We start from the raw sequence: 23,322 nt of genomic DNA on the forward strand, positions 1-23,322 counted from the left end.
TCGATCAGCGGGGGCGTTAGTGCCCCCGTTGTCATTCCTACAGGAACACCCATGAACTATGCGAACCACTAACAACAAAATCCCCAGCGTTGAATTCCGAATTGACCCGCTGGGACTTGATCGTTTCCGCTGGCTGAAGTCCTTCTTCTCTGCCCACGGAGAGAGTCCTTCTAATTCGGTCATCATCCGCCGCGCATTGGTGGTCTATCTTGAGCAAGTTGAGAAAACCATGAAGAGCGATGAAAAGATCAGCCTTGAATTGATGCGATTGAAGGCCCACACCGACGGAGATAAATCCCCCTGGACAACTTCGCCCCGTTTTGATGGCCGTCCCTTCTCCAAGGTATTGGCTGAACGCCGCAAGATAAGGAATGCGAAAGCAATTCATCACGCCTTCGGAATAGTCCTTCCCGGCCTCCCTGCTGCCCCGGTGACAAACCATGAGTAATCAGACCACCGAGAAGGCAGAAGCCCCAAAGAAGGCCACCCGGGAACAATTGGAAGACCTCCACCGGGTTCTGTGTAAGGCCCTCATGGATTATTTGCTCGACACACCGGCAGACAAGCGCCGTGCTTCCATGATCGCTGAGATTCGCGCCTTCCTCCGTGACAACAACGTGACCAAGAGTCTGGGGGCAGCCAAGGATGTTGCCAAGTCCCTTGATGAATTGTCCGGGCTGGGTGTTCCTTTCCTCCCGACATTCCCCGGCAATGACTCGCTGAATTAACCCGGCGAACCGGCCTCGGGAGACTCCCCGGCAAGGCCACAGCGAAGCCATCCAAGGCACTCGCCAGCTTCACCAATACCAACCCAGCATGACCCGTCCTGATCCCTGTCTGAGAACTAGGGCGGGTCCTATTCAACCTCTCGGACAACAACCAAAGCAACCAAATCCATGAAAACACAATCTGAAATACTGGCTGATGTTCCTGATGCAACAGTCATCCGCCAATTCTCAATCAGGACGGAAGACTTCGAGCATTTCCGGGCTTGTCGTACCGCCTATGAAAAGCAGCTTGGCACCATCGTGACGAACTCTCAGGCGCTGTCACTGATCCTGACAGAACACCGGGAACGCTTCCCCCTTGATGCCTCGGGGGCGAGTCAGTGACCGTCCGCAGGAAGTCTGACCGGTATCCTTGGTACAAGACGGATGCTGGGGTTTTGCTGAATGACATTGTGGGCCTGTCCCATTGCCATGTCGGCATTTACACCCGCCTAATGATTCTCTATTGGACATCCGGCAATCAGCTACCCAGCGACCCGCTGCAATTGAAGCGAAAGCTGATGATTGCCACTCCCGAGGATGAAACGGTGCTTCAGGAATTACTCGCCGAGTTCTTCCCCGCTGGCAATCATGCGGGATTGGATCAGCAGCTGGCCGAGAACATGGCACATAGTCAGATGCAGTCAGACAAGGCACGTAGCCGATTCAACAAATCTCCGGCGAAGTCACCGCAAGCAGCATCCTACGACGAGGATTTTTGATCTAGCGATGCCGGTGTTATGCCGCTGCATAGCCACTGCACTCCCGGTGCAATGCCGGTGCATACCAGTGGCACTGCCGGTGTAATGCTAAAGAGAAAGAGAGAAAGGAAACAAACAAATAGACCAAACCAGATAGAGACCATCCTTATTGGTGGCGACTATTGGTGATGTCTATTCCTTATCAGCCCCATACAGTGAATCTGAAGGCCGTCGGGTAATCCTTGACATCGTCAGAGTCCGGTATGGGGTGATTTATTCCTGTTCTCGTCCATCTCCCTGCCGTCGGGTGTATTGGGCTTTCACTAAATCCATGGCACCCCGCCACTCCCCGTCAGAGCATCCCGCCTGACACCGTCTGAACCTCTATCGAGGCACTCAGGCAACCAATACCCATCAACCATTAAGAAAGCAAAGTAATGCCCCGATCCTTACGCAAGTTTAAGGAGGCCAACGCACGTCTATCGAAAGAGCTTTGTTCCATCCCCGGTTGCACCCGTAACCGTCTGGGAGTGAATCAGTACTGCAATGCCCATTCAATCAAGTCGATTCGTTACGGCCACCCGCAAGGCCACACCATCCCCCGGGCGGAATACCAGAAGGAACTCAATGAAGTTCTTGAGATGTTCCAAGGCCACAAAGATCACCCCGGGTTGGTCTCAGTCCTCCGCTGGATTGATGACTGGATTGAGGTCGCCTCCAACGGGGAAGCCCCGGCTGGTAACTACATTTTTGGTCGTATCCATGTGAAGCGGATTCAGGGCCGGGACATCTCAGCCCTCGACATCCTCGCTGAAGTTGCCGCTGTCTGGGTCTATGCCCAGCGTTTCCCCCAGAGCCTTCCTGATGACAACCGTCTGACCTACGCACTGGCCCGGAATGTTGCCCGACTCGCCACCTTCGAGAAGGCCAAGTACGGCATCACCAAGACCAAATCCACCAAGTACCCCACGGCTTTGGAGCTTCGAGGAGTCGGAGAACGTATCCGGCAAACCCTCGCGCTGTTCCTGATCAACGTCGTGAAGTCGCTGGAGGCCAAGGCAGAGAAAGCCAAGGACTTCAGAACCTCCCTATCTATCCCCTTTGAGTAACCACCATGAGCATTGACCAAACCAGAACCAGCCAACAACGCATCAAGCACCGTGCTGACCGCCCCTCTGAAGTTCTCCACCCATCGGACATCAAGCGAATTGTTCAGGAGATCAGGACGGGCGGCATTCATGCCATTCCCAATGCTGTCGCCAATCAATGGGGCATCCCCGTTGGCATGGCAAAGCAGCTGATCAAGCAACACACCCTCTAATCCAAATCATTCCAAGGAAATAAATCATGGCAACTTTGACCATTACTCCCGCCCAATCCTCCGCACTAGCAATCACCGGCCCCGGTGCTGACATCGTCCCGTTTTACTCATGGGATTTGAAAGCTCTTTTCAGTGCCGCTGCTGTGGCTGATGTCATCGAATCCCCGGTGTTCGATCTGAATGTGGTCTCCCCCAAGTGTGACCGTCTGGTAGCTCAGAAACTGGTCAATACCCCGGCAGCTGACACCTTGAAAATTCTGGTCTCACCGAATGGCACCCTTTGGTATTCGGCCCCGCTGTTCAACGGTGGTTCTGTCGGTGGCATCGCAAGCACCAACACCAGTGCGGCAGAAGTAGCTCTGACCGGTCTCCCATCCATGCGCTATGTGAAGGCCCAGCTGACCTTGGCATCTGCCATGTCTGCCCAGACTGCTGCCAGCCTCGCCCTGTCGTTCATGCGCGAATAACCAACCCCCAACAATTCAATCCAAGAAAGTAAATCATGTCCGATTACGAAAACGTCCAAACCTTCCAGTTCTCCGGTGATCCGCAAGGCAACCGAAGTGGTTCAAGCATGTCCCGCCCGGGTGGTGTGGTCGAATACAACGTGTCACCAGCTGCCAATCAAGGCCAACTGATGGATGCCCCCCGGGGTGCCAGCGTTCAATCTGGTCTGGGTGGTGTGACGACCACGATGAGCGGTCAAACCCATTCGGCCCCGGCTGTCTCCACCTTCAACACTGCTGATCTCGTTGGAGGCCACAGTGATTTCCTCGGCACCGCTCGAAACAGTGGCATTCCGGCCCGTGGCAATCTTCAGCCGTCCAGCGTCGTGACCTTCCAAGGCATGGAAGTTGATCTGGCGACCTTGGAGGCTCTGGGGGAAGTGAAGCGCACCGCCACCGGTTACGAGACAGCCACCCCGGCCAGTAATCAACAAGCTGGCAACCAGCCACAGCAACAGCCGCAAGCCCAGCAACAGAACAGCCCGGATGGTCTTGAGGCTTTCCCGGCAGAAGTTGAGTCAGCTTTTGCCAATGCCATTGATCCGGTGCCACAGGCGATTTACGACCAGTCGATTGCCCGGGTATTGGAAGGTGGTCTGGAGTCGATCAACATCAACGAGATTGCCGCTCTGTCTGGTATGTCCCCAGCAGAAGCCCAGCAACGTGCTGAGTTCGTCGTTCAGGCATTCACCATGCAAGCTGATCAGATCGCCAAGGCCCAAGGTATCGAGACCCCGGCAGAGGTCTGGGAGTGGGCGAAGACTGAACAGGGTGAAAAGTTTGCTGATGCTCGTCGTCAGCTGGCCTTCACCCGGAACACCGCGCCTCTTCGGTCGCTGGTTGATTCCTACTTCCGCGAAGTGCCCCCGACTGTGGAGGCCCTGAAGCGTGGTGGTTTCAATGTTCGTCAGGACACGGCTGGAAATACCGTGTTCAACCTGAATGGCAATTGGATGACCCCGGAAGCTGCTGCTCGGGCTGGTCTGATCTAAGCAGAAAGCACCCACAGAAAGCCCCGTAACGGTCTCCCCGAGGCCCTAGCGGGGCTTTCGTACGTCTGGGTTAACGAACCCCTTACCCAATCATTTACCGGCCCCCTGTGGCCGCCAAGGAAAGCAATGCAAGACAAACAAAATGCCTACTACTGGTATGGCCGTATGAGTGGGCACCTGTCCCAATTCCAGAACTGCCCCAGCAAGGAAGCTAGAGCAGCAATGCTGATGGCACTGAGCGAGTATCAGAAGGCTGTTGCCGATGGCCTGACCATTTGTAAGCGCCTCCCCGAGCCTCTGCGGAATGCCAAGACCTTTTCCGCATGGTATCGCCGCCAACTTGAGGAAGCATTGGCAATGTTCCAGATCAACCCGAGTGCTGACCGCCTGAGTGCGATGGAAGAACACCTGACCGGCTATCTGGATGCTGTGGCAACGGGGCGGGTCAAGCCGTAATGGAGCCTCGTTGTTCTACTGATTACTTACACCCAAGCCATGTGGGCAAATCAAAAGTAATCCAGTGCCAGGGGAATGTTTTGATAAAGACGATGGCATGGAGTCCCATGAAAACATAAGGAACCCCTTGTTCAATGTGACTAATCGGGCGATACAGTTTCGGATTCTTGCCGCGATCCATTGCATCCCACTCGGCTTCATAGGGACTGATCGGTAATCTTTTCTCGATTTTATGAATCACTGCAAACTTAGCGGTATTCAGATTTCGATAGGATGTTATTAGCGCCTCCCAAAGCACGGACAGCGCAATGCCCCCTAGTGCCAGCATCCACATGTATTCACCGGTTTCCTTGGCTGAGAGGTAGCCAACAAAAGCAAGGATGGCGGAGTTGACGCTAAGAAAATAGGAGTTCGCGGACACCCGGCGACTGCTAATCCGGTCTGCCATCTCCACGTAAAGTTTGTATTGATCAAGAAGGTGGGAGTACCACTTTTCGTTGTGAGGGTAGACCTGCCCATCACTGATCTCGTTAAAGAGACCGCTCTTATCAACTTCCGGGTCTGACATTTATCGACCACCACCAATTAGCAATTTCAGATTCGGCCAAGTCCACTTATAAATTTTGTCTGTCGAAGAGGCTGTAGTTGGTTTGGTCATGTTTCCCTCAGAGTAAGCGGCAAGAAGGAAATAGTCTTTGCCCAGCTCCTTTGCCATCGCGAGTTCATGGGCAACACCTGTTGCAGATGCCATGTTACGACCGCAGAGGACACAAACGATGTCTACGTATGCAAGCTTGGCTTTGATTTTTGCTTTCCAGTCGCCAGAAAGATGCTCCTTTGAAGACCAGTCAGCAAGATCGAAAGGGGAGTCGGCAAGCTTTGATTGACCTACTAGCAGATGCTTTTGCCCCTCATCATTGTCGTAGTCGAAGCTAATGAATACGCGCTTATTAGCCATGCACCTTCCCCTAAATGTTGATTTTATACGAATTGAAAAAGCTCAAAATTGCCGAAAAAGTACACTCTGCATAGCCTTGGTTGGCTAGCGTCTCGGGAATTCAAAACTCATAAGTGATCGTGTTGTTGCTTTCTGAGATCATCTTGTTGGCAAATAAAATGTCAATAATTCTGTCAATGTCGCTTTGGGCAATGTTCTTCTGGAACATAGATGAGATGTGCTGCGACAAGGTTGCACGCTTGCGTGGTCGCGACTTTTTTTCCGATTTACTCAGTAGTTCAAACACGCGTTTGTAGTTGGGTTCTTCGCTAGTGGCGGACTTTGGCTCAAGCTCAAGTAAGCTATTTATGCGTTTGCACTTTAACCCCTGCTTATTCAGGTGCCGAAGCAAGGGATCAAACCCTTTGTCTTTGGATAGGACTATGCAGTGAAGGGCCGGCGACTTTTCAATCACGCGCCCAAGTTGGCAGGCAATGTAAAAATCGAGGGCGTTACTTCCATTCCCCTCGACACGCTGCCATTCAACTCGACTACCCAGCTTTTGAGCGCTTGCCACAAGATCGATAGGCACGCTCTTTTGGCCGGAACCAACAAAAATTACGACATGAAAATTATCTTCAAGACGAGTCAAGTCGACTTGTTGAACATTCTCAAAATCCACAAGCAATAATTTATGACCCAATCTCACCTCGACGTGGAAGTTAAACCCTGACCGCTACTTAAGTACCCCAGCATTTTTTACTCAATGATAATACGAGGACGATGACAGCGGTGTGCTGTGCGCTACATGCATTGGACTAAGTTGCACGGCAGAGTGAGGCTTTGGGACAACGGAGGCTCGACTATTCTTCATGCCTCAATCCATCTAAGCGGTGCATGAGATGGTGATACTTCGCACAAAGGAAGTGGGGGCGAGTCACGAAGCTTCTCGAAAATAATTTCGAGGAAAATCCACCGCCAAAACGTGTGGTAAAGGCGTGTGGTAAATGAAAAACGCCCGATCTCGTAACCCATTGATTGGATTCAGAAATCAGGCGTCTAAAATTGTTGGCGGAGTGGACGGGACTCGAACCCGCGACCCCCGGCGTGACAGGCCGGTATTCTAACCAACTGAACTACCACTCCGCGTTGGGTTGCCGCTGAACAGGCCGGGCAACTTCGAACGGGGCGGATAATAGCACGCTCCCGCGGGGCCGCCAGCTTTATAGCGACTACAATTCGCGACTCCCCGTCCACACACCCAAAAATGATCGACACCGGATCGCTGAATTTTCACTGGTCGCAAACCATGGTCGCCGGCTTTGTCGCGGCCGGCGTTGCCGATGCCGTCATTTCGCCCGGCTCGCGCTCGACGCCGCTCGCACTGGCGATGTTGCGCCAGCCCGGATTGCGTTGCGAGATGGTGATCGACGAACGCAGTGCCGGATTTTTCGCCCTCGGCATCGCCAAGGCCAGCCAGCGCCCGGTGCTGCTCCTCGCCACCTCCGGCACGGCGCCGGCCAACTGGCTGCCGGCAGTGATCGAGGCCAGCCAGGCCGGCGTGCCACTGATCCTGCTATCGGCCGATCGCCCGCCGGAACTGCAGGACTGCGGCGCCAACCAGACGGTGGATCAGATCCGCCTGTTCGGAACGCATGTCCGGGCCTGCCATGCCCTGGGGACGCCCGAGGCCGGCTTCGCACCGGCCTATCTGCACCGGCTGACGGCCCGCATTGTCGAGCAGGCAAGCTGGCCGCACCCTGGGCCGGTCCATATCAACCAGCCGTTTCGTGAGCCGCTGGTGCCGACCGGTGCGACGGTGACCAGCAACTTGCCGGCGAGAATCCGCGTGGCGCCGCCGACGCTGCAGCCGGACCTGGCCGCCATCGACGAGATCGCCGAACTCATTTCCGGCCGCCCCGGCCTGATCGTCTGCAGCGAGCAGCCCGCTGCTGCGGGCTTTGCCCAGGCTGTGACGGCCCTCGCCGCGCGCCTGGATTGCCCGGTTCTCGCCGAACCGCTGTCGAATCTGCGCTTCGGGCCACACGACCGGGAGCGACTCTGCGTTCGTTACAACCATTGGCTGAATGATCGCGAATTCGTCGATGCCCATCGGCCCGAGTGGGTCCTGCACTTCGGAGCCTGGCCGGTCGGTCGCCAGCTGCAGAACTGCCTGGCCGGCGCTGCGCTTGCCCTGGTGCAGATCGAGCCCTGGCCGCGGTGGACGGATCCGTCCGACAAACTGACTCACCTGCTGCGCGCCGATCCGCTCGCCGCCTGCCAAGCCCTGCTCGCTTGCGCACCGGCACCGACCCCGGCCGGCTGGATGAGTGCCTTCGCCACGAGGGATGGTGCAGTGATCGATGGCGAGGCGGCGGCACATATCGCCGCCCTGCTTGACGCCCTGCCGGAGGGCACGCCGCTCTTCGTTGGCAATTCGCTGGCCATCCGCCAACTCGACAGCCACTCAGGCAGCAGCGACCGGCCTCGTCAGTTTTTCGCCAACCGGGGCGCCAGCGGCATCGACGGCAACATCTCGAGCGCCATCGGAATCGCCGCTGTGCATGGCCGGGTCGCGGCATTGCTCGGCGATCTCACCTGTCAGCACGATCTTGGCGGACTGGCCATGGCCCAGGGGCGCGATGTCGTCATCGTGGTGGTCAACAACGGGGGCGGCGGCATTTTCGCAGCGCTGCCACAGGCCCAATTGCCGGAATTCGAGCACGGCTGGCGCACGCCGCAGCAGATCAGCTTCGAGCACGCCGCACGGACTTTCGGGCTGGGCTACGCCAACGCCGGCAGCACCCCGACCTTCGCCGCAGCGCTGGACCATGCTTTCCAAACCGGTGGTCCGTGGCTGGTTGAACTGGTTCTCGAGTAAGACTCAAAACCCGGTGTCGATTTCAGGTTTTGACCGGATGTAGGAGAATGGCGGCCCCGACCATCGCCCTCGTTTTTGAGCGACATCGCTGCCCTCAGAAAAGCCAGACACACCTTGAAAAAAGAATCTCCCGCACCCGCTGCCGGCACGATGCCCGGCCTCGAAAAACACACGCCAATGATGCGCCAGTACCTGGCGCTCAAAGCGAACCATCCGAGCACCTTGCTGTTCTACCGGATGGGCGATTTCTACGAGCTGTTCTATGAGGATGCCGAGAAGGCCGCACGTCTGCTCGACATCACGCTGACGACGCGTGGCCAGTCGGCCGGGGTGCCGATCAAGATGTGCGGCATTCCCTTCCATTCGCTGGAGCCGTATCTGGCGCGCCTGGTCAAGCTCGGCGAATCGGTGGTGATCTGCGAACAGATCGGCGATCCGGCGACCAGCAAGGGGCCGGTCGAGCGGGCCGTGGCGCGCATCGTCACGCCTGGCACACTAACCGACGCGGCGTTGATCGACGACAAGCAGGACATCTGGTTACTGGCGCTGACCACCACCCGCAACACGGCCGGCCTGGCCCGCCTGAATCTGGCCAGCGGCGAATTCATTTTGACCGAGGTGCCGAGCGAGCAGATTTCCGCCACGCTGGAGCGCATCCGGCCGGCCGAAATCCTTTATCCGGAATCCTGGCAACCGGACTTCCCGCTGGATATGGCGCGGACCCGCCAACCGGACTGGTATTTCGAATTCGATTCGGCCAAGCGCTTGCTCTGCGAGCAGTTCAAGGTCGCCTCGCTCTCCGGCTTCGGGGCCGAAGGTCTGCGCCCGGCTGTCGCCGCGGCGGGCGCCCTGCTGCAGTACGCCCAGGCAACGCAATCGGGTAGTTTGCCGCATTTGCGGGCCTTGACCGTCGAACTGGAAGGCGCCTACCTCGGCCTCGACCTGGCCACCCGGCGCAATCTTGAATTGACCGAAACCCTGCGCGGCCAGCCGTCGCCGACGCTGTTCTCGCTGCTCGACAACTGCGTGACCAGCATGGGCTCGCGCCTGCTCCGCCACACGCTGCACCACCCGCTGCGCGAGCGCGCCATTCCGGCCGCCCGCCACGGCGCGGTCGAGGCGCTGCTCGAAGATTACGGCCGGATGGCCGGCGACGTGCGCCGCGAATTGAAAGGGATGGCCGATATCGAACGCATTGCCGGCCGCATTGCCCTGCGTAACGCCCGGCCGCGCGACCTGGCCAGCCTCCGCGAATCGCTGGCCGGACTGGCTGGTCTGCGCGCCCCACTGGCCGGCAACACCGCACCGCTGCTCGGCCAACTGGAACTTGATCTGGCAACGCCGGCGGCGACGCTCGACCTGCTGATCCGTTCGATCGCCGCCGAACCGTCGGCCCAGATCCGCGACGGCGGGGCCATCGCCCCCGGTTACGATGGCGAGCTCGACGAACTGCGCTCGCTGAACGACAACTGCGGCGCCTACCTGGTCGACATGGAGGTGCGCGAGCGCGAGCGCACCGGCATCGCCAGCCTCAAGGTCGAATTCAACAAGGTGCATGGTTTCTATATCGAGGTGACGCACGCCCACACCGCCAAGATTCCCGACGATTACCGCCGGCGCCAGACGCTGAAGAATGCCGAGCGCTACCTCACCCCGGAATTGAAGGCCTTCGAGGACAAGGCGTTGTCCGCCCAGGAACGCTCGCTGACCCGCGAAAAACTGCTTTACGAGGCGATCCTCGACGAGTTGCTGCCGGCCGTTCCGACCTTGCAGACGATCGCCCGCGCCGTCGCCCAGCTCGACCTGCTGGCCGGCTTCGCCGACACGGCGCTGAAGCGCAACTGGAGCAAGCCAGAGTTCGCCGCGGAAATCGGGCTGGCCATCGCCGGCGGCCGTCATCCGGTGGTCGAAGGGGAAATGTCCAACGGGGCCGAAACCTTCATCGCCAATGACTGCCTGCTCGCCGAAAACCGCCGTCTGCTGTTGATCACCGGCCCGAACATGGGCGGTAAATCGACCTACATGCGGCAAACCGCGTTGATCGCCCTGCTCGCCCACATCGGCTGCTACGTGCCGGCCGACCGGGTGGTACTCGGTCCGCTCGACCGCATCTTCACCCGCATCGGCGCCTCCGACGACCTCGCCTCCGGCCGGTCGACCTTCATGGTCGAAATGACCGAGGCCGCCGCCATCCTCCACCACGCGACGCCGAACAGCCTGGTGCTGATGGACGAAATCGGCCGCGGCACCTCGACCTTCGACGGCATGGCCCTGGCTTTTTCGATCCTCCGTCACCTGATCGACAAGAACCGCTGCCTGACACTGTTCGCCACCCACTACTTTGAACTGACCCGGCTGTCGCACGAATATTCGGAACTGGCCAACGTCCATCTCGATGCGGTCGAGCACAACGACCGCATCGTCTTCCTGCATGCCGTCGAGGAAGGCCCGGCCAACCAGAGCTACGGTATCCAGGTCGCCGCCCTGGCCGGCATTCCAGGTGCCGTGGTACGCGCCGCCCGCAAGCAATTGCGGGAATTCGAGCAGCGCGCCGCGGTGGATCCGCTGCAACCCGATCTGTTCACCCAGGGCGAACAGGAACCGGCCGAAGCGGAGCCGCATCCGGCCCTTGAACAGCTGGCGACGCTCGACCCGGACAGCCTGACGCCGCGCGAGGCGCTCGATGCCCTGTATGCGCTGAAGGGTCTACTCCAATGAACCGCTGGCTGGCCGCCCTCCTGCTCGGCTGGGCAACGCTGGCCAGCGGTGAAACCTGGCATTTCGGGCTGATCGGCGATGTACCCTATTCGGCTAACGAGCGCCGCGAACTTCCGCACATGCTGGCGAGCATCGCCGCCAGCCAGGTCGATTTCATCGCCCATATCGGCGACATCAAAAATGGCCAGGAGCGTTGCGACGACAGCCTGTTCGCCGATCGCCACGGGCTGTTCAACTCCAGCAGCGTACCTTTCGTCTTCGTCCCGGGCGACAACGAATGGACCGATTGCGAGCGCCTGTCGAATGGCGGCTATGCGCCGCTCGAAAGACTCGGCAAGCTGCGCAGCCTGTTCTGGCAAGACCGCTTTTCGCTGGGCCAGAAAAAGCTGCCCCAAGACCGTCAAGCCGGCGGCTATCCGGAGCACGCCCGCTTCCGGCTCGGCCCGGTCTTGTTCGTCACTCTCAACCTGCCGGGCGGCAACAACAACTTCGGCGAGACCGACCAGGCGCGTGCCGAATACCGGGCACGCAACCCCGTCGTGCTGGCCTGGCTGAGCGAAAACTTCGCCCTGGCCCGGCGTGAAAAACTGGCCGGCATCGTCCTGCTCTTCCAGGCCAATCCGGGCTTCAAGCACTTTGCGCAAGGCATCGCCCACCGCGGCTACCGGGAGTTTCTCGAACAGCTGCAAGCCGAAACGCTGAATTTCCCCGGCCAGGTCGTCGTCGTGCACGGCGACACCCATGCCAGCCGCATCGACCAGCCGCTACGCGACCGTCAAGGCAAGCGGCTCGGCAACTTTACCCGGGTCGAGACTTTCGGCTACCCGCTGATGGGCTGGACGCAGGGCACCATCGATACCGCCGCCGCGTCGCTCTTCCGTTTCGAACCCCATGCCTGGCCAGACAAGGGCAACTGAGGCCATGCCGATGAACAGAACCTACGCCGAAACAGAACCAAGCCGCGCCGAAATAGACGCCCTGACCGGCCCCATCCTGATCGAGTTCGGCGCCCCCTGGTGCGGCCATTGCCAGGCCGCCCAGGCCCTTATCGAAGCCGCCTTTCCTGTCGATTCGCCGATCAAGCACCTGAAGATTCAGGATGGCCCGGGCCTGCGACTAGGTCGATCATTCCGCATCAAACTCTGGCCGACCCTGGTTTTCATCAACCACGGCCAGGAAATCAGCCGCCTTGTCCGGCCCGGCGACGCAGCAAGCATTGCCGACGCCATCGCCGCCATCGCCGCGCCATGACGCAAGCCGATTTCACGTCGCTCAACGCCGCCGGCCTGAACCTGCAAGCGATTTTCAACATCGCTGATCTACCGGCCGAACTGGCTGGCGAAATCCGCCAGCGCTTCGATCCGGAAAGCCGCTATCGCCAACTGATCCTGATCGGCCATGGCGGAAAGCGCTTGTGGGCCGCGCTCAAGGACTCGGGCATTACATCGGAAAATCCGATCGACGATTTCAGTAGCGCGATGGTGCGCCAGTGGTTGGCGGCGCATCGCCATACCATCATCTACCCGGCCAGGGATTCGCTTGGCCTGCAGGCGCTGGGAAAGCTGGCCGGCTGGCACCATGCTTCGCCCTTCATGGTCGGCATCAACGAAACCTGGGGCAGCTGGTACGCTTACCGCGTCGTCGTGCTGAGCGACACGGATTTTGCGCCGAGCATCCGGCAAACCACGGCGTCGCCCTGCACACAATGTCCGGACCAGCCATGCCTTGCCAGTTGCCCGGCCGGTGCCCTGTCAGGTGATGCGTTCGACCTGAACAAATGCATCGCCTACCGGAAACAGCCGGCCTCCGCCTGCCGTGCGACCTGTCTGGCCCGCGTCAGTTGCCCGGTCGGCACCGAACATCGCTATTGCGATGCACAGATTGCCCACACCTACACGATTTCCATGCGGATGATCGACGCGCGGTACTGAGCCTTCAGGCGCCGCGGCTCTGAACACGAGCCTTGCGGCGCCAGCAAGCCGGCTTCTTCAAACTGGACACATCGATGCCGCCCGGCGCAAAAATTTCACGGGCGCGCGCCAGACGCTCAATCTCGTCCTGAGATACGCCGGCAATCTGCTCAAACCATTTCTGAAATCGTTTCATAGCGAATACTCCTGACAGCCATCGGTTGATGAATCGGCACGCACTCTGTTTGGCGTACGGTCAGGCGTAGATTATCCGAATACTGTATGTATGTACAGTATTCGATAAAAGTCGCTCCAGAAATGCCAATGCCCGTCAAAACGGGCATTGGACAAAACGCTGGATTCCCGTCTGGGCGGGTGCATTCCAGGTTTAGTGGCAGGTTTCCTCGTCGTCGTCTGGATTATGGACGTGACCGTGTTCGAGCTCTTCGGCACTGGCCGGACGAATCGACGTCACGGTGCAGGTGAAGATCAGGGCCATGCCGGCCAGCGGGTGGTTGCCGTCAAGCACAACCTTGTCGTCGGCAATATCGGTAACGCGATAGATGACGAAATCGTCCTCGCTGCCTTCTTCCGGGCCGCCTTCGAACTGCATGCCGACCTGCAGTTCCTTGGGAAAGTCCTTGCGCGGCTCGATCTGCACCAGTTCGGCATCGTAGTCGCCAAAGGCTTCGTCCGGCTGCAGCTTGACCTGCACCGATTCGCCGATCTTCTTGCCGTGCAGCGCCTCTTCGATTTTCGGGAAAATATCTTCGTAGCCGCCATGCAGATAGATGAGCGGCTCACGGCCTTCGTCGACGACTTCGCCATCCGGATCGGTGACGTGGTATTCGAGATTGATGACGTTACCTTTGGCAACCAGCATGTTCATGAATTCAGTTCCTTGACGAGGCGCAGCACTTCCAGTGCGTGGCCCTTGTAATTGACGTTGTAGAGCGCATGGCGAATGATACCCGTGCGATCGATGATGAAGGTGGAACGGACGACGCCGTATTTTTTGTGGCCATCCACCTCTCTGGCCTGCCAGACGCCGTACTGCTTGCAGACGACACCCTCAGTGTCCGACAGCAGTTCGAGTCCGATGCCTTCCTTGTCGCGAAACTCCGCGTGCTTCAGGCAATCGTCACGGCTGATGCCGAACAGGAGGCAATCCTGTTTATGGAAGTCCCCTTCGTGATCCGAAAAATCGGTCGCCTCCTTGGTGCAACAGGGGGTCCCATCCTTCGCGTAAAAGAAAAGCACGATGTGCTTTTGTCCCTGAAAGTTCGCCAGATCGATAGTCTCCATATCGGCATCGGGCAACAAAAACGTCGGGGCTCGCTCGCCAACCTTGAGCAGCATGTTGTTCTCCTGAAGCGCTCTGCGTGAGGGACTGCTGCGAACGATTCTAGCGGAGCCGCCTACTGCGGTCGACGCCTTTATTTCACTTATTTTCCAGGAACTTTTTCCGGGATTTGAACGAAGGTTTCATCCTGCTTGACCATGCCCAATTCGAAACGGGCACGCTCTTCGATCGCCTCGTAACCTTGCTTCAGGTCGCGAACTTCGGCATCGAGACCGGCATTCCTGATTTCCAGCTTCTTGGTTACTTCCTTCTGTTGCTGCAATTGACGGTCGTACTCCCAAACCTTCAGCCAGCCGCCCTTACCCACCCAGAGGGGGTACTGGAGCAGGCCAATGGCTGCAAGGAGGCCGACCGTCAGCCAGCGCATAAACCTTAACGCAGGTTGTAGAAGGTTTCGCGGCCCGGGTAGGAAGAGGTATCGCCGAGATCTTCCTCAATGCGCAGCAGCTGGTTGTACTTGGCGATACGGTCGGAACGCGACAGCGAACCGGTCTTGATCTGACCGGCGTTCAGGCCGACGGCGATGTCGGCGATGGTGCTGTCTTCGGTTTCGCCGGAACGATGCGAGATCACTGCGGTGTAACCGGCGCGCTTGGCCATCTCGACGGCGGCAAAGGTTTCGGACAAGGTGCCGATCTGGTTGATCTTGATCAGGATGGAATTGCCGATACCCTGCTTGATGCCTTCCTTGAAGATCTTGGTGTTGGTAACGAACACGTCGTCGCCAACGATCTGCACGGTCTTGCCCAGACGATCGGTGAGCAGCTTCCAGCCATCCCAGTCGGCTTCCGACATGCCGTCTTCGATCGAAACGATCGGGAACTGGTCGGCCAGATTGGCCAGATAGTCGGTGAACTGGGCGGAGGTCAGTTGCAGGCCCTCACCGGCCAGGTGGTACTTGCCATCCTTGTAGAATTCGGAAGCGGCACAATCCAGCGCCAGCAGCACATCCTGACCCGGCACGTAACCGGCGGCCTCGATGGCTTGCATGATGATCTGCAGCGCTTCGGCGTGGCTACCCAGATTCGGGGCAAAGCCGCCTTCGTCGCCGACGGCGGTCGAATGACCTTTCTTGTCGAGCAACTTCTTCAGCGAATGGAAAATTTCGGCGCCACAACGCAGGGCTTCGCGGAAATTGACCGCGCCGACCGGCATGATCATGAATTCCTGGATATCCAGGCTATTGTTGGCGTGCTCGCCGCCATTGATGATGTTCATCATCGGCACCGGCATCTGCATCGGGCTCATGCCGCCGAAATAGCGGTAGAGCGGCAGGCCGGACTCTTCGGCAGCGGCCTTGGCAACGGCCATCGAGACGGCGAGGATGGCATTGGCGCCAAGGCGGGACTTGTTGTCGGTTCCGTCGAGGTCGATCATCGTCTGATCGATGAAAGCCTGCTCCTGGGCATCGAGACCGATGATGGCTTCGGAGATTTCCGTGTTGATGTTCTCAACGGCCTGCATCACGCCTTTGCCGAGGTAACGGCTGGCATCGCCATCGCGCAGTTCGATGGCTTCGCGGGAACCGGTCGAAGCGCCCGACGGCACAGCCGCCCGGCCCATGACGCCACTTTCCAGCAACACATCGGCTTCAACGGTGGGATTGCCGCGGGAATCGAGAATCTCGCGTGCCACGACGTCAACAATTGAGCTCATATTTCTTCCTTATTAACGATAAATTGAAAGAACTACTTAAATTAGATCACCGACGCCGGAAATGAATGTCCCATTCGTTTCCGGCCGCCTTATTTCAGTTCTTCGAAACCGGCCGTCTTGACGGCTTTGTCGAGTGCCAGCAGCGTCGTCAACAGCGATTCCATGCGCGCCAGCGGCCAGCTGTTCGGCCCATCCGACCATGCTTTTTCCGGGCACGGATGGGTTTCCATGAACAGCCCGGAAATGCCGACGGCGACCGCCGCCCGTGCCAACACCGGGACGAACTCGCGCTGGCCACCCGACGTCGTACCCTGGCCGCCCGGCAACTGCACGCTGTGCGTCGCATCGAAGACGACCGGGCAACCGGTTTCGCGCATGATCGCCAGGCTGCGCATGTCGGACACCAGGTTGTTGTAGCCGAAGGAAGCGCCGCGTTCGCAGACCATGATGTTGTCGGCGCCATCATTCACTTCGCGCGCCTTGTCGACGACGTTCTTCATGTCACCCGGCGCCAGGAACTGGCCCTTCTTGATATTCACCGGCTTGCCGCAGGATGCGACAGCGTGGATGAAATCGGTCTGGCGACAGAGAAAGGCCGGCGTCTGCAGCACGTCGACAACGCTGGCGACCGCGGCGATCTGGTCGATGCCATGGACGTCGGTCAGCACCGGCACGCCGATCTGCCGCTGAACTTCGGCGAAGATCCGCAGACCTTCGTCAAGACCGAGGCCGCGCACCGATTTGCCGGAACTGCGATTGGCCTTGTCGTAGGACGCCTTGAAAATGTAGTTGATGCCGAGACGGGCGCAGACTTCCTTCATATGGCCGGCGACATCGAGGCAAAGCTGCTCCGACTCCGCCGTGCAGGGGCCGGCGATCAGGAATAAAGGCTGATCGAGACCAGCCTCGAAGCCGCAGAGCTTCATTTGCCTTTGACCTTTTGCCTGCCCAGTGCCGCCTTCACGAACGAGGTGAAGAGCGGATGGCCCTGACGCGGGTTGGACGTAAACTCCGGATGGAACTGGCAGCCGACAAACCACGGATGCACGTCGGCCGGCAATTCGATCATTTCGCAGAGATCGGTGCCCGGCGCGCGACCGGAAACCTTCAAGCCCTTTTCTTCAAGCTGGGCGAGCAAGGTGTTGTTGACTTCGTAACGATGGCGATGGCGCTCGGTGATCTCGGCAGCGCCGTAGATGTCACGGGCCAGCGAGCCTTCGCCCAATTTGCAGACCTGGGCGCCGAGGCGCATGCTGCCGCCAAGGTCGGAGTCCTCGTCACGCTTCTCGAGCTTACCGGAGGCATCCAGCCATTCGGTAATCAGGCCGATGACCGGATACGGCGTGTCCTGCACGAATTCGGTGGAATGTGCACCGGCCATACCGGCCACATCGCGGGCGAACTCGACGACGGCCAGTTGCATGCCGAGGCAGATGCCAAGGTAAGGCACCTTGTTTTCGCGGGCATAGCGGATCGCGGCGATCTTGCCTTCGGTACCGCGCCGACCAAAGCCGCCGGGCACCAGGATGGCATCGACGCCCTTGAGCACGCCGCAACCGTCCTTCTCGATATTCTCGGAATCGATGTATTCGATATTGACCTTGCTGCGGGTATGAATGCCGGCATGCTTGATCGCTTCGATCAGGGACTTGTAGGACTCGGTCAGATCGACGTACTTGCCGACGAAGGCGATCCTCAACTCATGCTGCGGGTGATCCATCGCGTCGACCAGCTTGATCCAGACCGACAGATCGGCGGCCTTGGCGAGAATGCCAAGCTTGTGGCAGACGATCTCATCGAGCATCTGTTCATGCAGCATGCCGGGGATCTTGTAGATCGAATCGGCGTCGAGACACTCGATCACGGCTTCCGGCATGACGTTACAGAACAGCGCGATCTTGCGCCGTTCCTCGACCGGAACGGAACGGTCGGCACGGCACAACAGGATATCCGGCTGGATACCGATCTGACGCAGCTCCTTGACCGAATGCTGGGTCGGCTTGGTCTTCAGTTCGCCGGCCGTCGGGATATAGGGCAGCAGCGTCAGGTGCATGTAGCAGACGTTGTTGCGACCTTCCTCGATGCCCATTTGGCGGATCGCTTCGAGGAACGGCAGCGATTCGATGTCGCCGACCGTGCCGCCGACCTCGACGATGGCCACATCGGCGCCTTCGGCGCCGGCCTTGATCTTGAACTTGATCTCGTCGGTGATGTGCGGGATGACCTGTACCGTCTTGCCGAGATATTCACCACGGCGCTCTTTTTTGAGCACGGTGTCGTAGATCTGGCCGGTCGTGAAGTTGTTGCGCTTGCCCATCTTGGCGCTGGTGAAGCGCTCGTAGTGTCCGAGATCGAGATCGGTCTCGGCGCCATCCTCGGTGACGAAAACCTCTCCATGCTGGAAAGGACTCATCGTGCCGGGGTCGACGTTGATGTAGGGGTCAAGCTTGAGGTGGGTAACTTTGATGCCGCGGGATTCCAGAATGGCCCCGAGCGATGCGGCGGAGATGCCCTTGCCCAATGAGGACACGACACCGCCTGTAACGAAAACGTATTTGGTCATGGAAAGACAGGCTGCGGGAAATGCGAATGATAGCCGAAAAGGTGGAAAAATCCCAAGCCCTCCGAGCAATCCTGCGAATCTCGCGCCGTCGCCCGGTACACCGTAATTACCACGCGATTTGTTAGAATCGAGGGTTACCCAGCCAGCAGAAAACAGCGTGAAAACCGTTCTCGTCATCAATTATTCGCAAACCGGGCAACTGGCCGAGATCACAGCCCAGGTGGTCGCCCCGTTGCGGGCGGCGGGACATCTAGTGCATGTTGAAACCCTGGTTCCGGTCACCGCCTTCCCGTGGCCGTGGCCGATCGTCGATTTTGTCGATGCCTTTCCCGAATGCGTGCAACTCGATGCGCCGCCGCTGGAACCATTGAGCATTCCGGCGGATCGCGACTTCGATCTGGTCATTCTCAGCTATCAGGTGTGGTACCTGTCCCCCGCCCTGCCGATGACCGCCTTCCTGCAAAGCCCGGCAGGCCGCCGGCTGATCGCCGGCAAGCCGGTGATCACGCTGGTCGCCTGCCGCAACATGTGGCTGTCGGCCCAGGAAACGATGCGGCGTCTGATCGCCGAGGCCGGCGGCGAGTTGCGCGACCACCTGGCATTTACCGATCAGGGGCCGGCGCTGGCCACCTTCCTGACGACGCCGCGCTGGGTTCTGACCGGCCGGCGCGACCGCTGGCTCGGCCTGCCGCCGGCCGGCGTGGCACCGGAGGAAATCCATAAGGCCGGCCGGTTTGGCCGGGCGCTGGCCGATGCACTCGACCACGACGCCGAAACAACCGGAGCGCCGATGCTGACCGGCCTCCGCGCCTGCACCGTCAATCCCCGGCTGGCGCTGAGCGAACGGGCCGGACGCCGGGCCTTCAAGGTCTGGTCCAGACTGATCCGCGCCTGCGGTCGCCGCGGCCAATGGCGGCGGCGACCGATGCTGCTCGTTTTCGCCTTGTATCTGATCGCCATGGTGTTAACCGTCGTTCCATTGAGCCTATTGTTACAATGGCTACTTTCCCCCCTGCTCAAACCGCGCCTTGACCGACTGCGCGCCGAACTTGAACTGCCTTCCGGCTCGCAGGATTTCAATCTGAAAGAATATGAATAGTAGCGGCAAGGTTTACATCACCGGCACTTCGGCGTTCCTGCCCAATGCCCCGGTCGACAACGACGGGATCGAAAACGTCCTCGGCATGATCGGCAGCAAGCCTTCGCGCGCCCGCCGCGTCGTGCTGCGCAACAACGGCATCCGCCAACGCCACTATGCGATTGACCCGGCGACCGGCCGGACTACCCATAGCAACGCCCAGCTGACCGCCGAAGCGGTGCGTGGCCTCGGCCCCATCGAGGGCATCGACTGCCTGGCCACCGGCACCTCGATGCCCGACCAGCTGATGCCCAACCACGGCGTGATGGTGCATGGCGAACTGGGCATTCCGGCCTGTGAAGTGGTATCGACCGCCGGCATCTGCGTTTCCGGCATCACGGCGCTCAAATATGCCTATATGAGCGTCCTCTGCGGGCAGGCCAGAAACGCCGTGGCGACCGGTTCCGAACTGGCCTCGGCGGTGCTGCATGCGCGCAATTTTGAAGCGGAATCCGAACATCGCGTTGCCGAACTGGAAGCCAACCCGGAAATCGCTTTTGAAAAGGATTTCCTGCGCTGGATGCTCTCCGATGGTGCCGGCGCCTTTCTGCTGCAGGACACCCCGCGCCGCGATGGCCTGTCGCTGCGCATCGAATGGATGGAAATCCTCTCGCAGGCCCACAGCGCCGACGTCTGCATGTACTCCGGCGGCGAAAAGCAGGCCGATGGCTCGCTGAAAAGCTGGAGCGCCTTTCCGCCCAGCCAATGGGCCAGCCGCTCGGTCTTTTCCGTCAAGCAGGACGTTCGTCTGCTCAACGAGAACGTCGTTTACCTGACGGCCGGCAAACCGCTGGAAAAAGTCATGGCGACGCGCGGCCTCAAGGCGAGCGACGTCGACTGGTACCTGCCCCACATGTCTTCTGAGTATTTCCGCCAGCCGATGGCCGACTGCATGGCGGCCGTCGGTTTCGCCGTGCCGCAGGAAAAGTGGTTCACCAACCTGCATACCAAGGGCAACACCGGCTCGGCCTCAATCTACATCATGGTCGACGAGCTGCTGAAAAGCGGTCGGCTCAAGGCCGGCGACCGGCTGCTCTGCTTCATCCCGGAAAGCGGCCGGTTCACCGGCTCGCTGATGTACCTGACGGCGGTCGAGCATGCTTGACAGCGAAGTGCCGCAGGAAGGCAACGTCACCCTCGGCGGCCATCGCAAGGCGCTCTACGCCCGTGGCGCCGACGGAAAGATGCATATCGTCCAGTCGACCGGTTGGGAAGTCGAGGAAATCGTTACCCGCCAGGCCGTCGATGACCTGAACCGGCTGGCCGACGAAGCCCGCCAACGGGTCGCCGCCGGGCAGACCTCGGCCCTCGAATACCACATGCACAAGGCGCGGATGGATGTGCCGCTGCTGGCGCAGGTTACCGGCCTCTGGCAATGGCGCATCCGCCGCCATTTCCGCCCCGATTTGTTTGCTCACCTTTCGCCTTCGCTGCTGGCGCGCTACGCCGACGCGATGGGCCTCACCGTCGCCCAGTTGACCAAGGTCGAATGATGGAATTCCAGCATAGCCAGGCCTCCCATTGCGAGAGCGGCGTCATGTCGACGATGTTGCGTCATCAGGGCCTGCCGATTTCCGAGCCGATGGCCTTCGGCCTGTCGTCGGCGATGTCCTTCGCCTACCTGCCGATCGTCAAAATCAACGGCCTGCCGCTGGTTTCCTACCGGATGCCGCCGAAATTCATCATCAAGGGCCTGCAGAAACCGCTCGGCCTGAAGATGCGCTTCGAGACCTTCCGCAACCCGGCCGCCGGCACCCGCCGCCTCGACGAACTGTTGGCAGCCGGCGAAGTGGTCGGCATGCAGACCTCGGTATTCTGGCTACCCTACATGCCGGAAGACCTGCGCTTTCATTTCAATGCCCACAACGTGCTGGCCTTTGGCCGCGACACAGCGAGCGGCGACTACCAGCTGTCCGACCCGGTCTTTGAAGCGCCGGTCAGTTGCCCGGGCGAGGCGCTGCAAAAAGCGCGCTTCGCCAAAGGCGTGCTTGCCCCGAAAGGTCTGCTCTATTACGCCACCGGCAAGCCCTCGCAGCCCGATTGGGCGATAGTGATTCCGCAGGCCATCAAGAAAACGACGCGCATCATGCTCGACGCGCCGCTGCCGATCATCGGCGTGCGCGGCATCCGCCGGCTGGCCAATGCCGTCGAACGGCTGGCCGGGCAGAACGATCCGGCCCGGGCCAAGATGTTCATCGGCCAGGTGGTGCGCATGCAGGAAGAAATCGGCACCGGCGGCGGCGGTTTCCGCTTTATCTATGCCTCTTTCCTGCAGGAAGCGGCCGACCTGCTCGGCCGGCCGCGCCTCAACGAACTCGCCGACGCCCTGGTCGAGGTCGGTGACGAGTGGCGAGAATTCGCGCTGTCGGCCGCCCGCATGATCCGCGACCGCGAACCCCTGGTGCCGGCCAAACTGGCCGACCAGTTGCGCCGGATCGCCGACCACGAACAGACTTTTTTCCGCGACCTGCGCCGCGCCGCCTGATGCTGTCCATCGACAGCGTCTCCTACTGTTATCGTTCAGCCGCCACACCGGCCCTCCAGGGCGTTTCGCTGAACATTCCGGCCGGTGGCGTGTATGGCCTGCTGGGCCCGAACGGGGCCGGCAAGACGACGTTGATTTCGCTGCTCGCCGGCCTGCTGAGCGCCACCGACGGCCGGATTGCGGTGCGCGGCCAGCCGCTGGCCGCCGTCCGCGCCGCCAACCCGCGGGCCATAGCGCTGGTACCCCAGGATTACGCCTTCTACCCGATGCTCAGCGTCGGCGAGAACCTGCGTTTCTTTGCTGGCGCGCTTGGCCTGAAGGACAAGGAACTGCTCAGCCAGTGTGCCGCCGCCATCGCCTTCGCCCGCCTGGAACAGGTCACCGACAAGCGGGCCGAACAACTTTCCGGCGGCCTGCGCCGCCGGCTGAATCTGGCCATCGGCCTGCTTGGCCGGCCGCAACTGCTGCTGCTCGACGAGCCGACGGTCGGCGTCGATCCGCAATCGCGGCATTTCCTGCTCGATTCGATTGCCGCCCTGCCTGCCGCCGGCACGACGGTGATTTACACCAGCCATTACATGGAAGAGGTCGAGGCGATCTGCCAGCAGATCGCCATCATCGACCAAGGCTCCGTGCTGGCCGCGGGCTCGCTGGCCGACATCCTGCACAGCGCCGAGCCGTTGCTTGAACTGCATCTCGCCCAGCCACTGCCGGACGCCCTGGCCAGCCGCCATCAGGCGGTCGCCACGGCACCGCTGCACTATCTGCTGAAACCGCCGCACGGCAATGCCTCCTGGGCTGCTGCACTGCCCCGCCTGCTCGACGAACTGGCCGCGGCCGGCTGCGAAGTGCTCGATCTCAACCTCGGCCAGCACGATCTGGAACAGGTTTTCATGCGCCTGACCAAGCGCTCGCTGCGGGACTGAAC

General features: G+C 59.9%; 29 protein-coding genes and 1 tRNA gene. 19 read left to right on the plus strand and 11 right to left on the minus strand.

What is annotated here, in order from left to right; translation table 11 throughout:
* Positions 1-58: 58 nt before the first annotated feature.
* The 9 genes from KI611_RS12185 (at position 59) to KI611_RS12225 (ending at position 4,743) form a co-directional block, all read left to right on the plus strand.
* On the plus strand, positions 59-448 hold the full coding sequence (locus tag KI611_RS12185) for a hypothetical protein (protein ID WP_226415613.1): 390 nt from the start codon (positions 59-61) through the stop codon (positions 446-448).
* Positions 441-728 carry a hypothetical protein gene (locus KI611_RS12190; RefSeq protein WP_226415615.1) on the plus strand — a complete coding sequence of 96 codons (288 nt, stop codon included), beginning with the start codon at positions 441-443 and terminating at the stop codon, positions 726-728. Before KI611_RS12185 ends, KI611_RS12190 begins: the two co-directional genes overlap by 8 nt.
* 168 nt (positions 729-896) lie before the next feature.
* Positions 897-1,112, plus strand: a complete 216-nt coding sequence (locus KI611_RS12195; RefSeq protein WP_226415617.1) for a hypothetical protein — start codon at positions 897-899, stop codon at positions 1,110-1,112.
* The gene (locus KI611_RS12200) at positions 1,109-1,489 is read left to right on the plus strand and encodes a DUF1376 domain-containing protein (protein ID WP_226415619.1); all 381 of its coding nucleotides are present in this window, start codon (positions 1,109-1,111) and stop codon (positions 1,487-1,489) included. The genes KI611_RS12195 and KI611_RS12200 overlap by 4 nt, the downstream gene beginning before the upstream one ends.
* Positions 1,490-1,905: 416 nt before the next feature.
* Entirely contained in the window at positions 1,906-2,577 is a 672-nt protein-coding gene (locus KI611_RS12205) for a hypothetical protein (protein ID WP_226415621.1), read from the plus strand.
* Positions 2,578-2,582: 5 nt separating this feature from the next.
* A complete protein-coding gene (locus KI611_RS12210; RefSeq protein WP_226415623.1) occupies positions 2,583-2,789 on the plus strand; it encodes a hypothetical protein in 207 nt (68 codons plus the stop codon).
* 26 nt (positions 2,790-2,815) lie between these two features.
* The gene (locus KI611_RS12215; RefSeq protein WP_226415625.1) at positions 2,816-3,256 is read left to right on the plus strand and encodes a hypothetical protein; all 441 of its coding nucleotides are present in this window, start codon (positions 2,816-2,818) and stop codon (positions 3,254-3,256) included.
* Positions 3,257-3,291: 35 nt separating this feature from the next.
* Positions 3,292-4,287: a hypothetical protein gene (locus tag KI611_RS12220; RefSeq protein WP_226415627.1), complete on the plus strand. Its 996-nt coding sequence runs from the start codon at positions 3,292-3,294 to the stop codon at positions 4,285-4,287.
* A 126-nt stretch (positions 4,288-4,413) separates the two neighbouring features.
* Positions 4,414-4,743 (plus strand): hypothetical protein, encoded by a 330-nt coding sequence (locus KI611_RS12225; RefSeq protein WP_226415629.1) that lies wholly within the window; start codon positions 4,414-4,416, stop codon positions 4,741-4,743.
* 22 nt (positions 4,744-4,765) lie between these two features.
* Here the strand turns inward: KI611_RS12225 and KI611_RS12230 are convergent, their stop codons facing one another.
* From KI611_RS12230 to KI611_RS12245, 4 genes are all read right to left on the minus strand, one after another.
* Entirely contained in the window at positions 4,766-5,311 is a 546-nt protein-coding gene (locus KI611_RS12230) for a hypothetical protein (RefSeq protein WP_226415631.1), read from the minus strand.
* A complete protein-coding gene (locus tag KI611_RS12235) occupies positions 5,312-5,701 on the minus strand; it encodes a TIR domain-containing protein (RefSeq protein WP_226415633.1) in 390 nt (129 codons plus the stop codon).
* Positions 5,702-5,801: 100 nt separating this feature from the next.
* A complete protein-coding gene (locus tag KI611_RS12240; RefSeq protein WP_226415636.1) occupies positions 5,802-6,383 on the minus strand; it encodes a PIN domain-containing protein in 582 nt (193 codons plus the stop codon).
* 366 nt (positions 6,384-6,749) lie between these two features.
* Positions 6,750-6,826: transfer RNA gene (locus KI611_RS12245), tRNA-Asp, on the minus strand.
* A 121-nt stretch (positions 6,827-6,947) separates the two neighbouring features.
* Between KI611_RS12245 and menD the strand changes: the two genes are divergently transcribed.
* The 5 genes from menD to KI611_RS12270 all read left to right on the plus strand — a co-directional run bounded on the left by menD (position 6,948) and on the right by KI611_RS12270 (position 13,210).
* On the plus strand, positions 6,948-8,561 hold the full coding sequence (gene menD, locus KI611_RS12250) for a 2-succinyl-5-enolpyruvyl-6-hydroxy-3-cyclohexene-1-carboxylic-acid synthase (RefSeq protein WP_226415649.1): 1,614 nt from the start codon (positions 6,948-6,950) through the stop codon (positions 8,559-8,561).
* A gap of 150 nt (positions 8,562-8,711) precedes the next feature.
* The gene (mutS, locus tag KI611_RS12255) at positions 8,712-11,279 is read left to right on the plus strand and encodes a DNA mismatch repair protein MutS (protein ID WP_226419904.1); all 2,568 of its coding nucleotides are present in this window, start codon (positions 8,712-8,714) and stop codon (positions 11,277-11,279) included.
* Positions 11,276-12,196: a metallophosphoesterase gene (locus tag KI611_RS12260; protein ID WP_226415663.1), complete on the plus strand. Its 921-nt coding sequence runs from the start codon at positions 11,276-11,278 to the stop codon at positions 12,194-12,196. The genes mutS and KI611_RS12260 overlap by 4 nt, the downstream gene beginning before the upstream one ends.
* A 10-nt stretch (positions 12,197-12,206) precedes the next feature.
* Positions 12,207-12,530 (plus strand): thioredoxin family protein, encoded by a 324-nt coding sequence (locus tag KI611_RS12265; protein ID WP_226415665.1) that lies wholly within the window; start codon positions 12,207-12,209, stop codon positions 12,528-12,530.
* Positions 12,527-13,210 (plus strand): hypothetical protein, encoded by a 684-nt coding sequence (locus tag KI611_RS12270; protein ID WP_226415667.1) that lies wholly within the window; start codon positions 12,527-12,529, stop codon positions 13,208-13,210. Before KI611_RS12265 ends, KI611_RS12270 begins: the two co-directional genes overlap by 4 nt.
* 4 nt (positions 13,211-13,214) lie before the next feature.
* Here the strand turns inward: KI611_RS12270 and KI611_RS12275 are convergent, their stop codons facing one another.
* The 7 genes from KI611_RS12275 to KI611_RS12305 form a co-directional block, all read right to left on the minus strand.
* Positions 13,215-13,385: a hypothetical protein gene (locus KI611_RS12275; RefSeq protein WP_226415669.1), complete on the minus strand. Its 171-nt coding sequence runs from the start codon at positions 13,383-13,385 to the stop codon at positions 13,215-13,217.
* Positions 13,386-13,577: 192 nt separating this feature from the next.
* The gene (locus tag KI611_RS12280; RefSeq protein ID WP_413463949.1) at positions 13,578-14,072 is read right to left on the minus strand and encodes an FKBP-type peptidyl-prolyl cis-trans isomerase; all 495 of its coding nucleotides are present in this window, start codon (positions 14,070-14,072) and stop codon (positions 13,578-13,580) included.
* A gap of 2 nt (positions 14,073-14,074) precedes the next feature.
* Entirely contained in the window at positions 14,075-14,545 is a 471-nt protein-coding gene (locus KI611_RS12285; protein WP_226419905.1) for a peroxiredoxin, read from the minus strand.
* Positions 14,546-14,634: 89 nt separating this feature from the next.
* On the minus strand, positions 14,635-14,919 hold the full coding sequence (ftsB, locus tag KI611_RS12290; protein ID WP_226415685.1) for a cell division protein FtsB: 285 nt from the start codon (positions 14,917-14,919) through the stop codon (positions 14,635-14,637).
* 5 nt (positions 14,920-14,924) lie between these two features.
* Complete coding sequence (eno, locus tag KI611_RS12295; RefSeq protein WP_226415688.1) at positions 14,925-16,208, minus strand: phosphopyruvate hydratase; 1,284 nt, start codon at positions 16,206-16,208, stop codon at positions 14,925-14,927.
* A gap of 89 nt (positions 16,209-16,297) precedes the next feature.
* Positions 16,298-17,134: a 3-deoxy-8-phosphooctulonate synthase gene (gene kdsA, locus KI611_RS12300; RefSeq protein ID WP_226415702.1), complete on the minus strand. Its 837-nt coding sequence runs from the start codon at positions 17,132-17,134 to the stop codon at positions 16,298-16,300.
* Positions 17,131-18,771 (minus strand): CTP synthase, encoded by a 1,641-nt coding sequence (locus KI611_RS12305; protein ID WP_226415704.1) that lies wholly within the window; start codon positions 18,769-18,771, stop codon positions 17,131-17,133. Before KI611_RS12305 ends, kdsA begins: the two co-directional genes overlap by 4 nt.
* A gap of 157 nt (positions 18,772-18,928) precedes the next feature.
* Here KI611_RS12305 and KI611_RS12310 point away from each other — a divergent pair, with 157 nt between their 5' ends.
* Genes KI611_RS12310 through KI611_RS12330 form a run of 5 tightly spaced genes read left to right on the plus strand, consistent with a single transcriptional unit; the run spans position 18,929 to position 23,320 of the window.
* Positions 18,929-19,870, plus strand: coding sequence for a dialkylrecorsinol condensing enzyme (locus KI611_RS12310; RefSeq protein WP_226415707.1), 942 nt, complete (start codon positions 18,929-18,931; stop codon positions 19,868-19,870).
* Positions 19,863-21,014 (plus strand): beta-ketoacyl-ACP synthase III, encoded by a 1,152-nt coding sequence (locus KI611_RS12315; protein WP_226415710.1) that lies wholly within the window; start codon positions 19,863-19,865, stop codon positions 21,012-21,014. The genes KI611_RS12310 and KI611_RS12315 overlap by 8 nt, the downstream gene beginning before the upstream one ends.
* The gene (locus KI611_RS12320; protein ID WP_226415712.1) at positions 21,007-21,402 is read left to right on the plus strand and encodes a hypothetical protein; all 396 of its coding nucleotides are present in this window, start codon (positions 21,007-21,009) and stop codon (positions 21,400-21,402) included. Before KI611_RS12315 ends, KI611_RS12320 begins: the two co-directional genes overlap by 8 nt.
* Positions 21,399-22,394: a BtrH N-terminal domain-containing protein gene (locus KI611_RS12325; protein ID WP_226415714.1), complete on the plus strand. Its 996-nt coding sequence runs from the start codon at positions 21,399-21,401 to the stop codon at positions 22,392-22,394. Before KI611_RS12320 ends, KI611_RS12325 begins: the two co-directional genes overlap by 4 nt.
* On the plus strand, positions 22,394-23,320 hold the full coding sequence (locus KI611_RS12330; protein WP_226415716.1) for an ABC transporter ATP-binding protein: 927 nt from the start codon (positions 22,394-22,396) through the stop codon (positions 23,318-23,320). The genes KI611_RS12325 and KI611_RS12330 overlap by 1 nt, the downstream gene beginning before the upstream one ends.
* The last annotated feature ends 2 nt before the right edge of the window (positions 23,321-23,322 follow it).

The organism is Dechloromonas denitrificans (genome assembly GCF_020510685.1).
GTDB lineage: Bacteria > Pseudomonadota > Gammaproteobacteria > Burkholderiales > Rhodocyclaceae > Azonexus > Azonexus denitrificans_A.